Raw genomic sequence first — 16,767 nt, 5'->3', positions numbered from 1 at the left:
TCCCTCGCGATGAGCTCATAGCACACATGGAGACGCAGTTCGCAGCGAAAGCAACAGAACCCCAGTGGCAGGGGCTCTTTAAAGCCAACCCGTTCATCTTGGACATGGCATTCAACGTGCCCGTTCTATTGCTGCAGGGTCAGGCACATGTCGGCGGCAAGGTCCTCGACGGATCAGGAGAAAAGATCGCCGATTTCCTGTTCACCAACCAGCTGACCGACAATATCGCTGTCTTGGAAATAAGAACGCCGGGCATGGAACTCATCAGCAAAAGGCAATACCGGGGCGGTGTTTTTGCGCCTTCCTCCGAGCTTGTCGGGGCGGTCGCGCAGATCCTGGATCAGGTTAATAAGCTGCAGAGCGACATTTACCGACTCAAGGTGCACAATCCGCAACACAAGCTGGAGTCCTACGGCATCAAGGGTGTGTTGCTGGCGGGCATTATTCCTGATGCCGAGCGCAAGCGCGCTTTCGAATTGTACCGCAATGCTCTGTCGGGCCTATCGATTATCACCTTCGATGAGCTTCTCGCGAAGCTGAAATCTCTACGCGAACTTCTCACCGCAAAGCAAGCTTGATCGGTGCTTGGGTGTCGCCGGATGTGCTTGCCATCTGCCGGCTATGATGGCGGCAGTATCGGTCGCGCGTAGGGTACAATCTCCTGGCGCGCGACGATGATGCTGCCACCTGATGGCGAGGGTATTTGCGATACGACGGAATCCGCACGAAAATTCCGGTTATTGCGAACGAACGGGACCAGCCATTCGGCGTCACGGTTGAAAAGAACCACCGTCTCGGCGGCGCGCGCGAGACTGCGGTTGACCTCGCGGATCTCGTTTCCCTTGAGGCGCCGGAAGCGAGCGCGGAACCCAGGGAAAGAGAAGTCGGGCTCCCTCCCCCGCTCGCGCAGCTTCGGGTGGATACAAACCGCGACATCGGGAGCGAGCGGCACCGTCTTGCTCACCACCCGATCGTCATAGGATGGGCCAAGCGCGACAGGAAAATCGCTTGTGAAGAACGCGCCGTCAGCAGGGTTAGCGAACATGACATCCCAGTGGGCATTGCCGAAAATATGCACCCGCCCTTCTATCTGGGAGATGCCGATCGCTTGGGGGTACTTCTCATCGATCTTGATTTGAACCGAGCCGTCACCCAGTAGATCGGTCATGCTTTTCTTTCCGAGCGCATCCGGCGAAGGCGGAAGCAAGCCTTGAGCATCGAGAATCTTGGCCGCGGACTGCACGGTGGCAGCGATGTGCGGTGTGCCAATACGCATGGCAGTGGGCGAGCAAGACATCACGTAGGCGACAAAGCCGGCGATGACATAGATTTCGTCCACATCGGGCTCGCGGCGGCGCACAGCCTCGAGCGCAGCATTGTAGTTCGGCTCGATGCGCTTGAGGAACGCCTCGATCGCGCGCGGCTCCCGCAGATAGTCGTTCGTGCTGCCGTCCGGCCTGCGGCAGACATTCTCCGACCAGGGATAGAACTTCTTGAGGTCGTCTTTCTTGACGGCCACAAGTCGCCCCCGCTCATCCGCAGAGTAAAAGTTGCGCAGATGCACCTGCGATACGAAATGATCGAGCGGCATTAGGCGCTGCCTTCATTCATGGGAAGCTTGGCCGCACCGACCATCATAGGATGGTTCACCTTTCAGCACCTCAAACTAGCGTGCGTAGCGCTATACATGCACTCTCACCATAACCGCCGGGTCTTTGGCAGCAAGCGAAAGGCTCAATCAGGATGAAGACTCAAGGTTTCGACAGACGCTCGAAATCGGCGTTGTCGGCCCAGTTTGTGGCTGCGCGACTACACAGTTCAAGCATCCTGTGAGGTCATGCGACCTTGGCTGACTTGCCTGCTATTTACCTGTTGGACGAGAGCGCCTCAGTTTCGGTCAGAAAGAACAGGACACATTTCGCAATATTTTCAATCAGTTATATGGTGGGCGATGACGGGCTCGAACCGCCGACATCTTCGGTGTAAACGAAGCGCTCTACCAACTGAGCTAATCGCCCGCTCCGGCGCGGACCTTTAAGCGGTCAGGACCGGCTTCGCAAGGCCAAATGAACACGCGGCATGCTCGCCGCGGAGTGGTTTTCGACGGCACGGGCGCACTTGTCAAAAAACCTTCTCCTGTTTGCTGTTATGCTGTCTCGCCACGCTTGACACCCGGTAACGAACCCCTTATCCAGCGCCCCAACGACGAACACGGCTGACACGTGCTCGTCTCATGCGCGGGTGTAGCTCAGTTGGTTAGAGTGCCGGCCTGTCACGCCGGAGGTCGCGGGTTCGAGCCCCGTCACTCGCGCCACTCTCAATCTCTTGTTTTTACAAGGGATATAAGGGAGTGGCGCTGAAATGAAATTCATCCGAGTTTCAACTTTTTTCTCCGCCGAGTTTCAACTTTTTGTATTCATTCTGTTCCTGGCAGAGCAGTTTGCGCCCCGTACGCCGACTGGCATCGGCTGAACGAACCGCCGCGAGATTCACCGGCATATAAGTCCTCTGCAGCGCCTTGTTGTCGTCAATCGAGTTGCCCATCTTGGCCGAGATCGCCTCGACGGAAGCGCCGCCTGCATTAGCTTCGACAGCGCCAGATCTCCGCATGTCCATCAAACGGCGTTTCTCCCCTGCCCCGAACACCAGTCTGCGCATATCCGCAAAGTCATCGATCAGCGAATCTTTTGTGTATGGCACGCCGGCTCGCGGTCTGCCGCCTTTAGGTCCGGGGGCGAATCCACGCGAACGGAAGATTGGTGCGTCATCGAGCAACGTAACGCCAAGCGATTTGACGTAAGCGATAACGAGGCGCTGCGTGCGCGACGACAGCGTACCAAAGGCCGCCTCGCCACTCTTGGTGCGATCGATCAAGAAGCCCCATTCCTGTGCCGTCTGCATCACCTGAGCAGGCGTCAACGTGCGTACGTCGACTGGCGAAAAGCTGGTGTCCCAAGCAACCGCAATGATGCAAGCCAGCCCACGGAATCCGGCGCGCCAGGCGCCCTTGACCATGCGCACGGTTTCACCTTCCGTCCATGTCTGAGTGCGGCCGGGCACAGCGGTCTTGCGGATGGCCAGCGAGGGATCCTGTCCAGGCTGACAGAGCTTCATTGCCGCCATTACGGTATAAAGCGCCCGCCAAGTCTTCATGGCGCGACCCGCCTCACCTAGGCCCTTCTTTTTGACGAGAGCTGAATACCAGCCGTCCATCATTTCCATGGTCACGACGGCTGGCGGGAAGTCGCCGAATAGCGGTTCTATATACTTCCAGCCGCGTTCCCAATCCTCTCGAGTGCGAATGGGCTTCTTCGCCCATTCATCCATGCGGCGAAACCGCTCGAAAGCGTCGCCAACGCTGTTCTTCGGGAAGACCTTCCTGAGTGGAGCCTCAAGCCCTTTCCGGGCGCGCTGCCACCTGTCCTCCCATTCCTTTGCGATCGCCCATGCCACGGGGCCGTCAGCGCCACAGCGAACGTTCTCAAACCCATAGGTACGCATCTTAGGCGTAACGAGCCAATATCCGCGGCCCTTGCGCACATGGTAGTGTTTCAGTCTGACATCAGCCAATTGCAGCCAGCCTCGCCGCGAAGATGCCGGCGGCGTTGGAGGTTGTGACTGCTGGCGAGGCCAACCCTGAGCGGTTGTCCTGCCATGCTTCAATGGCATGAAGGTCGTAATTGCCCGTGATATCGCAGGGAGCCGGGAATCCCGAACGATACAAAGCCTCGCGCTTGGCATCGAACTCCGAAAGTGTGAGGTGTAGTCGCCTCGCCGCCTTGGTCGGGGGAACTAAACGTGGCTCGACTGAGAACCGTATGTTGCCCGAAATAGGATTGTTATCGTTATCTGGCTTCACGCGCACATCTCCCTCATGCGCAAAAACGCCCGCGACAAAGCGCGAGCGGCAGTACCCTTTCGAGTCGTAAATCCTCAAAACGCATTACGCGCCTTTTTTACGAAAAAGTCAAGCAAAATCTCATTTACCGCTTGACTTTTTACAGAAACGTGATCTCAGCGCGCGAAATCTACGATGCTGACACTCATACCGACCGCGAAACCGTCTCCGGCTTGTTGGGCCGCGAACACTGCGGTTTCATATTCCGGATACCAGCCGATCGGCTCGGCAATGTATGAAAGATCACGACGGTCCGTCAGTAGGCCAAAATAGTAGCCAGCCACCTTGTAATTCTCGTTCCCCCAAAACGTACCTGCTGGTGGCCTTTCCGGCTCACACGCAATATGGTTTGCGCCTACCTGTTCGCCCTTCGCTTTGTTTATTATCATCTGATTCATATCCCAAACCCCTTGTTGATTGTTTGTAGCGGAATCGCTACAATGTATCAACAATACGCAAGCCTCATGGGACGTCAAGCGAAATCACAAATGCATCCAGTCCAATGCAAAATGGCTAGAGCAGCGCTCGGCTTGGGTGTTCGCGATTTGGCGAAGTCGGCTGGCGTGGCTATCAACACGGTAACGCGGTTCGAACGCGGCGAGGAACTGTTGCCGAGAACGTTGGAGGCTATCCGCGCCACACTCGAATCTGCAGGCATCATCTTCCTAGCCGACGGTGAGACTGCCGAAGGCGGGCCAGGAGTGAGGCTTAAGAAGTCATCGCCGCAGGCCACCCACTTGCCCGATGGCGAAGCCGGCATCATCGAAAACAACGAAATGTAGCGAAAGCTGCTCATTCGCAGAAATCGTCAAGCACCGCGCTACTCTGGTCGAAGGCTTTGACGCCGTCATTTTGCTAGAGCAAGATGACGTTTGGCGTTGGAGGAAAGACTCTTGGACAGGTATAAGTATTGGGCGCTCGCCGGTCTAATCGTGGCCTATCTGTTTTTTCCGAAGCTATTTAATATTGGTTCTAGCGAAAAGCCCGGCTTGGCAGCCACCGTCAATCACGAGGTCGCCACCGGCTGCAAGTCGCTCGACACACAGAAGATTCTTGCATCCTGGCGAAGCACAATCGACACCATCAACCGAGTAGACGACCACACGGCCGCCGTGCATGTCCGGACGAAGAAGTGGGCTGCGGCTGGTTACAAAGGGACAAATGAGCATCGCCATCGCAGCCTATTGCAGTGTGGCCGACGCGCGTGGAAAGGGCGTGGCGCTTATCAAGGGCTGGGCGCGATCGTCGACGGGGATTACGTGCGCTGAGACAATACCTCTCGCGGCGTCGAGTTCATCGCCGAGAATGGCGGCGGCGCCGGGGTGAGGCTGAGGAAATGAAAGACGCGCGGATTTGACTCGCTAAGTTCGTCCGGAAGCGTACAGAAGGATCGTCGCCAGCCAACAGAACGGGCGCTGGCGCTTGGAAGAGTCGATCACGCTTTCGCCCATAATAAGGGAAAAGCGAATGTCACACGACACTTCAATCGATTCCAAGCAGCTTTCAATGCTCGCTGCCGTACTCAAAGGCTACTGCGACGAAGCAGGAATCCCCGAATGGCACCCGGCAAGGGAACACTTCGGGCGGTGGCTTATGAGCCTGTTCCAATCCGGGGTAATTGAGCCTGACGCTCTGAAAGCCAAGATGAACGATGGCTATGAAGATTGGCTAGGCGAGATCGGCGCAACCGGTCCTTTCATACCGCCCAGACTATCGTCCGATGACCGTCTGGTGGGCGACAATATCTTGCCAGGATCAGATCGAAGGGGCAGACCAGCGGTCGTCCGCGAAAACCAACGGCTTAGCTGACTTCTAGAGGATCGCTGAATGCGTCGGGTCCGCTGCCGACGGCTCCAAAAGCGCGAACGTTGCGCAACTGGACACTTCCGGGAGACAGCGGACTCAAACTAGGGCCAAGAGGGGCAAGGCCCTTTATGATCCCTATGCGGGGATCATGGTGATAACAGCGGGCGGGTACAAACGTTCCGTCGGCTGAAAGATATATCCGGCCGCTTCAGCGGGCGCTATCGAAAGTCGGCTTCCAGTTGCTGTTCCGCTCCCGCGGTGGCGCCATTTACCGGTGGACGACCACAGAGTGTGATTTGCGCGGCGGCCCATATGCCCGCTTACTCCTTGGAAACCAAAAAGGGGAGGCAGTTCACATGGAGGCATGCCGCAGTTTCGTCGTTGTCCCGCCGCACGGTGCCAAGTTCGACAACTTATCCCTCCAGATGCGTATCGAGGAGGAGCTGATGGTTGAATTCGCCGGCTTCAAATTCGTCGTCACGACCTTTGGACCAGGTCGTTACGAGGATTTCTCTTTGATCCCGATCATTGGCCGGGCCAATGATCCCGCTGGCGCCTCGTTGGCGGCTATTCCTGACTTTCAGGTGTTCTCGGCCATAGCGTTCTTTCTCGCCCGCTACATAGACGAAGAACGTCCCAGGCTGAATTGAGGGGAACGGCCCTGAGCCCGCCCACGTTTTGATCGTGGCAAAGTTCATTTCTTCACCTTCGGCGTGATCTCTTCGACTCGGGCCTTATCGCCGATCTCTCTCGCCCAGGCCAGAGCCTTGGCCTTGTCTTTGGTAGTCAGCACCGTGCGCCAGTGAGGCGCCTCGAACACCGACACGACGAAGGTTGTTGGCGGCTTCTGGTCCATTAGCAAAAGCTAATGCGGCGGAAGACATAAGTCTAGCCGCCTCCGGGCTAGTGGCATTGCTTTCATATTAGCTCAACACCATATTTTATGTCAGCCGGCACCCCCCAACCCGCCGGCCAGGCCCGGCGGCCTATACCGAGCCCCCCCCTCGCTCCCCAAGGCTGCCGGACCGCTGTTTTCATCCGCCCTTGGCTTTGCCGCTCTGATAGGGCCGTGGCTAGCGCCGCTGCTCGGGCGTCAAGGCATGGTTGGTAAAAGCAAGATTGCGATCAGGGCGCCCCGCGTCCCGGCATGGCTGGCACCCTTATCAGATCCCAATGGCATACAGCCGTACGTGCGAGGGGATCCTGTCCAGGCTGACAGAGCTTCGAAAGGCGATCTCAGGTTAAGGGGTCGCCGCAACGACGACGACTGCGACTGCGAAAGTCGCGACCACAAATGCAGCGCCGGCCTTGTGATCACGAACCTGCAGGGGCCGGTGACAGGCTAGTCCTTGTCGAAGCAGTAATTGCAGAGGCCAAGGTGGCTAGCAGATGCAAGCAATGGATCAAATGGCTGGCCGCAATGGATGCATTCGATCTTGCCAACAGGCTCATACCGTCCCTCAGAGGCCGTGTGGCTGCGTCTCTTGAGATAGTCCTGAACTTCCTTATCCGAGAACCCAGACTTATCAGACATACGCTCTACTCCCACTCAACGGGGAAGCCTTATATCAGAAATAACTTATATTCACAGCCGCGCCCGCGCCCTCAAAGGCTAGCGGGGCGCGGGCCGATTGGGTCACCCCCAACATGCAGCACCGGTTAGAGGCCGATGCTGCTATGTGAACAGTCATCGATCCGCGCAATCGGTTCAACCGAGCCTGGGCTCATCCGATTTGAGGGAGGGGAACGTGCCCCCTTTAGCCAAATTACCAATAAGGCGAGGGCGGCCTATAACCTCGCCAGCCGGCTAGCCTTGCCGGCTAGGCCCGGCGGTCAAGCCAAAGCGCCCCAGCCCCCAGCCCGCCGGGCCGCTGCAAAGGGACAGGGACAGTGCAGCCCTTAAGGCCCGGCGAACTAGGGCACTTAGTCTAAATTGAGCGGGTTCTAATGTGCCTATAAGTTAGGCAGTGCGGGAATTTCATACCCAATCCCGCAAAGGCCGGTGCAGTGCGCACCCAAGCATCCCAACTGCACCGGCCATTCTCTTACCGGCTGGGTAGCGCTGGCTCGCCTTACGTCTTTGTGCCTAGCGACCTTAAGCCTTCGGTCTCCTTTTAGAGATTGCTAATCCGCTATAAAATGCGTCCAGAGCGAGGTTGCTAGTCTCGCAGGGGGCCGGTGCAGTTGGGGCTTGGCTAGGGCGCTGCACCGGCCTTTTAGCGCACGTTCATAAGCGGACATGCTGGTGTAGCTCGTACATGCCCAAAGCCCCGGAGCATCGACCCCTGCGCCGGGGCTTTTTAGTCCTTGCGGCTGGGTAGCCTAGTGGCCTTTAGCCCGGTCTGTCCCATTGGCGAGGGGCTTCAAAGTGCGAGCATCTTTTATGAGGCATAGATCAGCCGGCCGCGCTTATTGCCCCACAAATAGAGTGCGCTGTTGAACCATCAGGCGTCTTTGGCGTTTACCCAACTATGGAAAATCGCCAACCTAGATTTAGCTGCGTCGCTGGGCTGTTTGGTAAATGGACGGTATGGGACGACGTTGCAGGTGCGCCTGCGACATTGGGCGGAAGCGTACTTGTCGGCTGCGCACGGGAGCGCGCCGAGACTGCCCGCGACGTGCTGACGCGGATTTACGAAAATGGGCTCGACGCTCGATCGGCAGGCAAGTCGTGAAGCGTACCTGCTATAGCGCGTAACGGGGAAGCCCGCCAGCGCGCGTTCCCGCTGGCCGCTGTCCTACAACACGGCTTAAATTAGCGGTCGCTAAGCACTGGTGCGATAACGCCATGACAGTGGGGATTCACATTCGCCGGATTCCGATCTAGAATCTGGGCATGGATACGGTGTTTGACGACCTCTCCAGAGTTCTCTCACAGCCCCGTAGGAACGGGCGCCCCGCCGCCCGCGCCATCGCCCTCGACCTTGCCGGAAAGCTTGCTGGCGGCCTCGCAATCGGCCTAGGCATCGCCATTGGTATGGCATTGGCAGGCTAGACGACCGGATAGATGACCCGACCGTGATCGCTCACCGTCGTTCCGGTTGGGCCGGTCATGGTGGAGCCATACCGATCCCGCGCCGGCCGAACCAGCGGGGCATGGAACTTCAGGAATCCGGGAGCGATCTTGCTAGGCGAGATGCCGTTGCGGGGCAGCCCGAGCGCCTCGTGCTCGGCAACGTCCAACTGTCGGCTCCATAATGCTATTTCGGCAAGATCGCCTACATAAGATGGCCAAAATGACGGTTGCGATCCGAGAAGCAGCGGTGGCGAGCCGCTGCTGATGGTCCAATCATTGGCCGAGTTGCCTGACGCCTCCGAGACGCCGTCAACGAACAGTGCATTTGGCTGACCGATCGTGGTGTCGTAGTTCAAGCCGATCGTATGCCAGTTGCCGTCGTTGACGTCGGTTGTGCTGTAGAGTTGGAAGGCAATGGCCGAGGCATCGACCCCGACACCCATCGCTCGAATTTTGTTCGCGACGCCGTTCATGGTGAAGCCGAAACCCCAACGTGAACTCGAATTCCAACGAGATGCCGGAGTGGCGTTGGCCGTCGTCTGAGTGCTCTTCATCCTGAAAGAGAAACATCCGACCTGTGGCCAAGAGACCCCGGCGCCATAGCTGATCTCATCCGTGCCACCAGCGAAATTGATGGCCATTCTTACTGCTCCTTGACCGTAATCTGGTTTTGCGACGACGTCGCCTGGCATCAATCACGACTATGCGTTCGCGCCGAGGCGCGTTTGGTGGTGGTCATTGTTGATTTCCTTGGAAGGGCCGCCGCACCCGCATGCGGTATTGTTTTGATGAAGATGTGCGACTAGAGCTGATTCAGCGAGATTGATGCTGAAATAATTTGGGCTTGGGGGGTTAAATTGAACGCATCTCGGTTACTTGAAATTGTCGATTTTCTCTTACAGTCGGAAGATCAGGCAGCCACAGAGTCCCGTCTCAGCGATTTGTCATCGGCATTGGGCCAACTCGTCACATCGCCGGCGGAGCCAACCCACCAACAGGCGCTCTCTGATGCGCTCGACAGGCTAGCAGAATCGCTGGATTTGTTTCGGCGACCTTTCCAGCCCGCTCAAGTAAAACTCTTAGAGGATATTGGTGCGGGTTCATACTTTGTGGAAGATATCGTTGGTGGAATTCGCAAATGGATATCTGAAAGCCCGGCAACACCAGCCGTCGCTCAGGACAAGCTGGCGAAGTTTATCAAACGACGCTCCGCTTACATTACGCACCTGAAAAATCTCAAAGCATCATTGCAATCTGTCGGCATCAAAAAGGACGAACTGGAGGCGGGCCAAGCGGAAGTTGGCTTCCTTTTACCGAGAGACTTGTTTAACAACCAACTAGATAAGCTTATCGACGAGCTAAGGTTTGTAAAAATGGCGACTCTGGAGTTTTCCGAAGCAGCAACTGGATCGGCAGAACCGATCGAGGTCCGTCAGATTTCGACCTCGGATCCCCAATTCTTTTTCTGGCTCTCAACTGAGACCATCGCACTGCTTGGCTTTGCTGCAACTTTGGCCATAAACACTTGGAAGCAACTTGAGGAGATCCGCAAAATACGCGCAGAAACCGAAAAAATCGCCGACTTCAAGGATGATCCGATCGCTGAGTTATTCGACGAGAAAATAAAAAAGGTGGTCGACCAATCAGTTGACGCCAAGGTTGAGGAGATTTTGCGCGAAGTCGACGGCAAAGCCGGACGCAAGCACGAGCAAGCCACGGACATGAAGTGGGCGCTGGACTCCATTCTGGCTCGCGTCGAACGCGGCATGACAGTCGAAATCCGGCTCCTTCCACCAAAAATTGACGATGGAGATGACGGCGCAGCAGGAGCCAACATTAAGTACGACAATTTGAAACAAGTGGCTGACGGCCTTATGTTTCCAAAGATGGCCGGAACTCCTGTGTTGGAGTTGCCGCCCGTTGAACCGCAGCCGCAAAAGCAGGGGCGCCGTCCGCCAGAGGCCGCAGGCTGACGATTGCAAACCATGCCCTTACCTAAAATATTTTGCCGCCGAATCCTTCATTTTTAGCGGTCGAAAGAGCGATAATGTCCGTCGAACACATCCGAGAATGCGCCCAGCGTGTACGTGCAGCGCTGGCACGCCTAAAGCCAGAGGAATTGCCTATAGGTCTGAAGTTGTTCCCACGCGGAGCGTGCGGAGATGCATGTCTTATCCTTGGCGCGGCATTGCAAGACAAAGCGCTTGGTAATTTTCGATATGTTTGCGGCCTCACTCACAAGGATGGCGGCAACGAATCGCACGCGTGGCTGGTAGGTGAAGGGCTGATTATCGACATTACCGCGGATCAGTTTATGGATGGGATGCCTGCGGTTTTTGTTGAGTCCGCATCCGATTGGCACGATCGTTGGGACGACGTTACAGAACCGGGTCCGGCAGACTATCGTCAGTGGCGTGGGCATACTCTGCACGAACTTGACCAAGTTTATGAAACTATCAAACCCCGACTTTAGCGAGGAATTTCACGCCCGCTCACCCTTCAGCAGCAATCCGTGCCGATTGAGATACTCAGCCTCGCTCTCGTCCTCCAAGAATGGCGATGCAAGATCGGCACCGTACCGTCGCTCGCCAGCATAAGGGAGCGCATGCTCCCAGTAGTTGGCTGGGCGCGTGCCGGCTGGGTTCGTCTTCAGCCATTCCCTGATGGCTCGCTCGCCGTCCTGGCGCCAGCACTCCTCTAGTTCCTTATCACTCGCGAAATATTCGAACTCGAGCCAATCGCCGCGACGAGGGTCAGGCTCAGGCAGAATATCGCCATCGCAAGCCCATATAATCCAGGCATCGGAAACGGTCTGTTTTCGCTTCGATTTGCGGAATTTTCTTGGCATTAATAGCCCCTATTGTCGGCAAGAGCGGGTGGCCGTGTTCCTGCATCGTCGTCTTCAAAATCTAACGAAAGCTCGCGCAGCAGCCGCGCATATGCCGTCCGCGAATCTCGCTCGATGGCTACGCACGGATGCGCGCGAGGAGACCCGAAGCGGTCTATGAACGTGACACCCTCCGCAGCAAGCGTGATGCGCGCTTGTTCGCCGCGGTCCAGCGCTTCGCAGGCAAGCACCAAGAGAAGCACGTGATGCTCGTCCAAATCGAAATTCTGGATGACAGATCGAAACCATTTCTTCGCCGCTGGCGACAGATGCGCGGGCGGCTTTTGGGCTTTTTCGGCCATCGTTTCACCTATGGAAATATGGATTGAACGGGGGAGTCGGCACTGCGCATAACGGGGCCAGACCGGTGTGGCAAAAACGATTGTGGCGAGTCCTTCGACACCCCCGGAGGGGCATGATCGACTTGGCGGCGGTTGCCATAGGACCGGTCGGCCCAACTCGCGTCAGCGCAATTACAGTTTTTTGCCCTCGCGCTCGCGCAAGCGCGCGAGGCTATCGGATGCCACACAATCGGTGTGCCGCTTCTGCTTTGCGCCTTACGGCCGCTGCTGCGTTCTCCGAGGCTCTGGACAGTGCGGCCGAGGTTGAGTCACCGTAGGCTCCGTGCAGCACCAGGCTGATCTCTGATAGTCTGGACTGAGTGATCAGTCGTTGAGGCATGTCCTGCCTGTCGTCCCACTCTTCTATCTCGGACCAGAATCCGACCGACACTTGGCCAACGTCTTGCCGACCGACAGTAGCGAGTGCCTCCTGGCCGTTAGGCGAATCAGGGTTTGGAGTCAGCGCATAAAACAACCCGATGGCATCCGAGCGAACCTCCAGCGAACCGTTGCTGACACGGCCTAGCGGCCGGGATTCATCATGAGACCACAACGCGCAAACGTCGGGGTAATCGCGCAGGCTCTTGTCCAGCGAGCCACGCGCGAACCGCTCAACAAACAGCCCCGCGACGGTTGCGGGCTGTCCCCATTGCAAAGCATATCCACTGATAAACGGATCAGCCACCAGCGAGCCTCTTCAGTCGTTTCTCGGCCTTGTCCAATGCAATGCGGCGGGCGATCACTTTGGCCGTATCGCCACGCTTTGCATGCAGCGTTTCGCCTGGCAGCTTCACCATCCTCTGAGATGGTCGGCCTTTGTCCTGTGCCTTCTCGTATTCGAGATGCTCAACCCGCATAGCCAGCCTCCCGCACCTCGCGCAGATACCCTGCAATACGCCGTTGCGGATCCCGGGCGCCTGAAAGAAAATGCGGTCGAACCTGGCCAAGCCCGTCGGTCGACACGCCCTGCGCCTCAACAGCGAGCAGAAGGTCTTCCAGCTCGGCGTGCGCATCGTCGACCGCTTTCAGCGCCTCACAGAGCGCGGCAACGCGAACTTCGGCCTCAGGGCGAACCGCTGCACATACGGCTCGCTCGGCCTTTGGCTTCGCCGCGGCGACACGCCTTTCAATCAACTCGAGAGCGGATCCGGCCACCGCCTCTTTACGCCTTAGGTCTGCAACCAACAGGCGTTTCTGTGCCTTTGCGGATGGAGCTTCGCCAAGCATGGCCAAAACTTGGGGATCGACGTCCAGCGTCTTGTCGGCCTCGATTTCGGCCTGCAGGCGCTTGCGCTCGGCTATGCTGGCAGCGCGGTCTTTGGCAATGGCTTCTCGCCGATCCTCGGCATCCGCCAGTTCTGGCGAGGCGTCCCGCGGCGCAGGAGCGACGAAACTCAACTTGATAGGCGCGGCGCGCGCGGGGCGCGGGTCGTTGACGGGGCGCGGCTTCGCTTTGTTGAAAATGGGCATTGTTTAGTCCTTTGAGAAGAGGTCGGTGATTACGTCAATGAATGCGGAGTTGTTGATCTCAACCGACTTACGATGGCCGTAAGCTTGCCACCGGCCAGGCTCTCCGGTGCTAAAACGATGCGTCCTACCGACTGATGTGAATGCAACCTCCGGCCAGGTCGACACCACGGAAACAGTGCCCTTGGCCCATCGCGAAATTTCCTCGGGCGAGCCTGTAGCGGCGATCTCTGCCATGACGTCGAGTTCGTCTCCGGCAGTGCCGCTGATGGCGGCCGGAGCGCCTTGAGGTACGCCCTCGAGGCGCAGTGCACGGTAACTTCGCACGGTGTCGGCGACGGCGCGTAGCGGCACGTCTAGGGCTGCTCCAAGCATAAGCGTAGCGACATGTTGTGGGGTGAGTTCAGGCGACAGTCCCGGCGCGCCGGAAGGCAGCAAGCCGGATTCGGTGAGCGAACGCGCCGCCTCTTTCGTGCGGCCAGGGTCATAGCCGACGCGGCGCACAAGCGCGCTGCAGGTCTGCTTGGTATTGGGCATGGATATTCCTTCGATGAATTTGGGAATTTGGAATTTCCCGCATGTTGAGATTTATAAAAAAAGCCGCTCTGCGGTTGGGCAGAGCGGCGAAAGGCGCACGTCAGCTTGGCAACGCGTGCGCAATTGAGCCCGCCTCTGGTACTTCCAGAAAGACGGGTTGCCGATGCTGTGAGGGGCAGCAACCGGCTGGCGGCGACCTGGGGAGAACGCCGCAAAGGGGGGGAAGGGTAGCGCAGCCGAAGCCATACGCTGTGCCCTTCTACTCTATTTGCCGCCGAGATGTAGAAAGGGGACTATGCCGCCATAACTTTTTTCACATTATCGTTGGCCGTCAGCACAATCTTTTTCCCATACCGCTCAGCGGCCTTGCCATTCCTACCGAACGCCTCGCCAATTTCCTTGAAGTTCGCCGCTGTGCAGGCAAGGTTGAGCGCCTCCTGCTGTTCAGGCGGCAAAGCCGCAGCCCATCGTTCGAATTCGGCCTGCCGTGCAAGTTCGTCGGAAACGTCCTGCCATCGTTCGGGAGGCTGCACGCCCTTCGTCGTGGAAATCCAGCCGCCGACGAACTGTGCACCGATATCATCATGTCCACAGGGAAGGCCGGGCTTGCAATAGGTAACTGGCGGATGCGGTTGGGTGGCCAGTATGTTCGCTTGTTCGGCAGCGGTAAGCAGAACTTTCCGGCGGACTCGGCCGGTCTTCTTGTGACGCACAGGCTCTATTTCCTGCTTGCTGAAGTGGTCGGCATCGAACGCTCGAGCCGTATCGAACAGCGAAGTCCAGTAGCCAATGCGTCGCTTGGCTTCCGCGGGGGCTGGCTCTGCACCTAGTAGCTCGCCGAACTTGTCCGGCTGATAAAGGATTGTCCCTTCCTCAACTCGCACGCCCTCGGCCTCAGTCTTACCATTGGCAATCCGCAACTTGCCGGCGCGGGCTATCGTCTGGTGGCTCTTGACGACTTTGCCATGCCTGTCCCGCTTGTCGACCACCGTTGTCCAGTCGGCATCGGTCGCCATCAACTCCCAAGCACCCCCACCGTCTAGCTTGGCGTGCTTCCATACTGTTGACGGGCCAGCCTTTTGAATAAACGAAAGAAGTTCCGCATCCGATGAACCGGGACGCATGCGGCGCTCCCGGTTTGACGCTGGTGGCGGTGTGGCTTCCTCTCCGTCGAAGTATGAGTCGTTGTCAGCCTGCAACCAATTTGTGGCGTCCAGCGACAACCCCACTCGCCCTCCTACCCATTTGAGAAGTGGTGCAAGGCGCGTTGACAGTTTTCTGTGCTTCGGACTTTCCGTGCTGGCCGCGCGCGGAAAGATGTCACTGTCATTGCCAGGCAAGGCAGCCCAGATAGCGGCAGCCTTTTCGAGCCACCCGATAGGCGGACAGTCGGTTTCCCGCCTGTGGGGCATGCCTACAGGGCGCGGGCGGCGGCTGTGGAACCGTGCCCCTTTGATATCCAAATAACGCTGCAAGCGGGCTGTGAGCGACTCATGCGTATCGGTCTCAAGGTCAAGCACATAGAACTGGCTTGGCATTTCCGGCAGGAGGGATTGTTGTTCCTGCTGGTATTTCCCGATTGGGTCCGGTTCGTCGCGAAACCAGCGAAACCAATTCACTGACGAATAGAAGCGAAAACCCTTCCTAAGACAGGTGGGCCGGGTCCACGCATCAAGCGCATCCGCCAGCGAAGCCGGCGATTTATCGATGGTCATTTTTGAAGTTTCCCCAGGTGGTGGCGACCCGAAGGCCGTAATGCCGCTCCCTCGAGCGGGTATGCACTATCTAGGTTTGTTTGGGCGCTCGAGGCGCGGTTCCGGCGGGGCCGGTCGTCATCATCACCAACGCGGCGAAGGTCTCATTCGGCAGTATCTAGCGTCGAACCTACCTGCAAACACTAAATTAGGTTTGGAGGGCGATTTTATCAACCCCGACATGCAGACTGTATGGCCTATGAAAGGCGGCTGGTTTGCGTGCGTCAAGGATTCGGTTCGGCGGAAAAATGTGACCCACCGTCGTATGTGTGTCACGTCGTTCAGTGACATTCCTTGGTGCAGTGCAACAAATATGTTGCATTGCACAAAAACTTCCGTTAGGTAATGCTAATGCAAATGCGAAGGGGCTTCTTAAAGCTGCCCCCCCCAAACCAAGGATGGGTAACGATGTCCAAGACCACCGAAAAGACCGCAGAATTTATCGACAACGCCGCCTTTGATGCGTCCAAGGCCATTGAGCAGGTCAGTGCTTTTACCGAAAAAGGCGTCGAGCAGTCGAAAGAAGTTCTCGCCAAATTCAAGGCAGGGTCCGAGGAAACCCAGAAGGTTCTGGAGTCGACCTACAAGACCGCCAAGACCGTTTCCAGCGACTTGTCGCTCAAGACCATCGCCGTTCTGCGCGCCAACGCCGACGCCGCCTTCTCGCACTTTGAAGCACTGATCGCCGTTAAGTCGCCTTCCGAATTCGTTGAACTGCAGACCGCCTTCGTCCGCAGCCAGGTTGAACAGGCCGTCGAGCAGGCAAAAGACTTCCAGGCCGTCACGACGAAGGCCGTTGAAGACGTCTCTAAGCCGATGAAGACGGCTTTCGAGAAGGCGGTCAAGGAACTCAGAGTCGCCTAGCTGTCTAGACGGATAGAGAATGCGGGGGCGCAGTGGCCACGGCTTTTCCTAGGTGGAGAGTCGTGGCTACGGCCGTCGGTCGCAGATCTGGCCGCAGTTGATAGAACTCCTCCCAATTCATCCGCCTGCCCCTGAATGGCTTGGCGGACTCGTTGGTGGTGGTGCTTGTAGAGCGAGCCAGATCCATCAGCGCCTCC

General features: G+C 57.5%; 21 protein-coding genes and 2 tRNA genes. 9 read left to right on the top strand and 14 right to left on the bottom strand.

The window, feature by feature from the left end; translation table 11 throughout:
- Positions 1–26: 26 nt before the first annotated feature.
- Positions 27–578, top strand: a complete 552-nt coding sequence (locus ACSQ3Z_RS28925; RefSeq protein WP_436174666.1) for a Shedu immune nuclease family protein — start codon at positions 27–29, stop codon at positions 576–578.
- A gap of 41 nt (positions 579–619) precedes the next feature.
- Here ACSQ3Z_RS28925 and ACSQ3Z_RS28920 read toward each other — a convergent pair whose 3' ends face one another.
- Together ACSQ3Z_RS28920 and ACSQ3Z_RS28915 are read right to left on the bottom strand one after the other, a co-directional pair.
- Positions 620–1,591 (bottom strand): DUF4238 domain-containing protein, encoded by a 972-nt coding sequence (locus tag ACSQ3Z_RS28920; RefSeq protein WP_436174665.1) that lies wholly within the window; start codon positions 1,589–1,591, stop codon positions 620–622.
- A 351-nt stretch (positions 1,592–1,942) separates the two neighbouring features.
- Positions 1,943–2,018 (bottom strand) — tRNA-Val (locus ACSQ3Z_RS28915).
- A 219-nt stretch (positions 2,019–2,237) separates the two neighbouring features.
- Between ACSQ3Z_RS28915 and ACSQ3Z_RS28910 the strand changes: the two genes are divergently transcribed.
- Positions 2,238–2,314, top strand: a tRNA-Asp gene (locus tag ACSQ3Z_RS28910).
- 65 nt (positions 2,315–2,379) lie between these two features.
- Here ACSQ3Z_RS28910 and ACSQ3Z_RS28905 read toward each other — a convergent pair.
- From ACSQ3Z_RS28905 to ACSQ3Z_RS28895, 3 genes are all read right to left on the bottom strand, one after another.
- Positions 2,380–3,570 carry a hypothetical protein gene (locus tag ACSQ3Z_RS28905; protein ID WP_436174664.1) on the bottom strand — a complete coding sequence of 397 codons (1,191 nt, stop codon included), beginning with the start codon at positions 3,568–3,570 and terminating at the stop codon, positions 2,380–2,382.
- Complete coding sequence (locus ACSQ3Z_RS28900) at positions 3,563–3,859, bottom strand: hypothetical protein (RefSeq protein WP_436174663.1); 297 nt, start codon at positions 3,857–3,859, stop codon at positions 3,563–3,565. Before ACSQ3Z_RS28900 ends, ACSQ3Z_RS28905 begins: the two co-directional genes overlap by 8 nt.
- A 155-nt stretch (positions 3,860–4,014) precedes the next feature.
- Complete coding sequence (locus tag ACSQ3Z_RS28895; RefSeq protein WP_436174662.1) at positions 4,015–4,296, bottom strand: hypothetical protein; 282 nt, start codon at positions 4,294–4,296, stop codon at positions 4,015–4,017.
- 42 nt (positions 4,297–4,338) lie between these two features.
- Between ACSQ3Z_RS28895 and ACSQ3Z_RS28890 the strand changes: the two genes are divergently transcribed.
- From ACSQ3Z_RS28890 to ACSQ3Z_RS28875, 4 genes are all read left to right on the top strand, one after another.
- Positions 4,339–4,680 (top strand): transcriptional regulator, encoded by a 342-nt coding sequence (locus ACSQ3Z_RS28890; RefSeq protein WP_436174661.1) that lies wholly within the window; start codon positions 4,339–4,341, stop codon positions 4,678–4,680.
- Between the two features lie 111 nt (positions 4,681–4,791).
- Positions 4,792–5,166, top strand: coding sequence for a hypothetical protein (locus ACSQ3Z_RS28885; RefSeq protein WP_436174660.1), 375 nt, complete (start codon positions 4,792–4,794; stop codon positions 5,164–5,166).
- 199 nt (positions 5,167–5,365) lie between these two features.
- A complete protein-coding gene (locus tag ACSQ3Z_RS28880; RefSeq protein ID WP_436174659.1) occupies positions 5,366–5,707 on the top strand; it encodes a hypothetical protein in 342 nt (113 codons plus the stop codon).
- 353 nt (positions 5,708–6,060) lie between these two features.
- The gene (locus ACSQ3Z_RS28875) at positions 6,061–6,354 is read left to right on the top strand and encodes a hypothetical protein (protein WP_436174658.1); all 294 of its coding nucleotides are present in this window, start codon (positions 6,061–6,063) and stop codon (positions 6,352–6,354) included.
- A 44-nt stretch (positions 6,355–6,398) separates the two neighbouring features.
- Here the strand turns inward: ACSQ3Z_RS28875 and ACSQ3Z_RS28870 are convergent, their stop codons facing one another.
- Positions 6,399–6,560, bottom strand: coding sequence for a hypothetical protein (locus tag ACSQ3Z_RS28870; protein WP_436174657.1), 162 nt, complete (start codon positions 6,558–6,560; stop codon positions 6,399–6,401).
- Between the two features lie 2,135 nt (positions 6,561–8,695).
- On the bottom strand, positions 8,696–9,361 hold the full coding sequence (locus ACSQ3Z_RS28865) for a LamG-like jellyroll fold domain-containing protein (protein ID WP_436174656.1): 666 nt from the start codon (positions 9,359–9,361) through the stop codon (positions 8,696–8,698).
- Positions 9,362–9,577: 216 nt separating this feature from the next.
- Here ACSQ3Z_RS28865 and ACSQ3Z_RS28860 point away from each other — a divergent pair, with 216 nt between their 5' ends.
- Positions 9,578–10,693: a hypothetical protein gene (locus ACSQ3Z_RS28860; RefSeq protein WP_436174655.1), complete on the top strand. Its 1,116-nt coding sequence runs from the start codon at positions 9,578–9,580 to the stop codon at positions 10,691–10,693.
- Positions 10,694–10,767: 74 nt separating this feature from the next.
- Positions 10,768–11,193, top strand: a complete 426-nt coding sequence (locus tag ACSQ3Z_RS28855; RefSeq protein WP_436174654.1) for a hypothetical protein — start codon at positions 10,768–10,770, stop codon at positions 11,191–11,193.
- 9 nt (positions 11,194–11,202) lie between these two features.
- Here ACSQ3Z_RS28855 and ACSQ3Z_RS28850 read toward each other — a convergent pair whose 3' ends face one another.
- The 7 genes from ACSQ3Z_RS28850 to ACSQ3Z_RS28820 form a co-directional block, all read right to left on the bottom strand.
- Entirely contained in the window at positions 11,203–11,568 is a 366-nt protein-coding gene (locus ACSQ3Z_RS28850) for a hypothetical protein (RefSeq protein ID WP_436174653.1), read from the bottom strand.
- Positions 11,568–11,909: a P27 family phage terminase small subunit gene (locus tag ACSQ3Z_RS28845; protein ID WP_436174595.1), complete on the bottom strand. Its 342-nt coding sequence runs from the start codon at positions 11,907–11,909 to the stop codon at positions 11,568–11,570. The genes ACSQ3Z_RS28850 and ACSQ3Z_RS28845 overlap by 1 nt, the downstream gene beginning before the upstream one ends.
- A 211-nt stretch (positions 11,910–12,120) precedes the next feature.
- Positions 12,121–12,633 (bottom strand): HK97 family phage prohead protease, encoded by a 513-nt coding sequence (locus tag ACSQ3Z_RS28840; RefSeq protein ID WP_436174652.1) that lies wholly within the window; start codon positions 12,631–12,633, stop codon positions 12,121–12,123.
- Positions 12,626–12,805 carry a hypothetical protein gene (locus ACSQ3Z_RS28835; protein WP_436174651.1) on the bottom strand — a complete coding sequence of 60 codons (180 nt, stop codon included), beginning with the start codon at positions 12,803–12,805 and terminating at the stop codon, positions 12,626–12,628. The genes ACSQ3Z_RS28840 and ACSQ3Z_RS28835 overlap by 8 nt, the downstream gene beginning before the upstream one ends.
- On the bottom strand, positions 12,795–13,418 hold the full coding sequence (locus tag ACSQ3Z_RS28830) for a hypothetical protein (RefSeq protein WP_436174650.1): 624 nt from the start codon (positions 13,416–13,418) through the stop codon (positions 12,795–12,797). Before ACSQ3Z_RS28830 ends, ACSQ3Z_RS28835 begins: the two co-directional genes overlap by 11 nt.
- 3 nt (positions 13,419–13,421) lie before the next feature.
- The gene (locus ACSQ3Z_RS28825) at positions 13,422–13,952 is read right to left on the bottom strand and encodes a hypothetical protein (protein WP_436174649.1); all 531 of its coding nucleotides are present in this window, start codon (positions 13,950–13,952) and stop codon (positions 13,422–13,424) included.
- A gap of 293 nt (positions 13,953–14,245) precedes the next feature.
- Positions 14,246–15,667 (bottom strand): hypothetical protein, encoded by a 1,422-nt coding sequence (locus ACSQ3Z_RS28820; RefSeq protein ID WP_436174648.1) that lies wholly within the window; start codon positions 15,665–15,667, stop codon positions 14,246–14,248.
- Positions 15,668–16,114: 447 nt separating this feature from the next.
- On the opposite strand from ACSQ3Z_RS28820, the gene ACSQ3Z_RS28815 reads away from it, so the two are divergent.
- Complete coding sequence (locus tag ACSQ3Z_RS28815) at positions 16,115–16,570, top strand: phasin (protein WP_436174647.1); 456 nt, start codon at positions 16,115–16,117, stop codon at positions 16,568–16,570.
- Positions 16,571–16,767: the final 197 nt, after the last annotated feature.

It is taken from the genome of Mesorhizobium sp. LjNodule214 (assembly GCF_964252735.1).
Lineage (GTDB): Bacteria > Pseudomonadota > Alphaproteobacteria > Rhizobiales > Rhizobiaceae > Mesorhizobium.
This window is presented reverse-complemented; position numbering and strand designations above follow the sequence as displayed.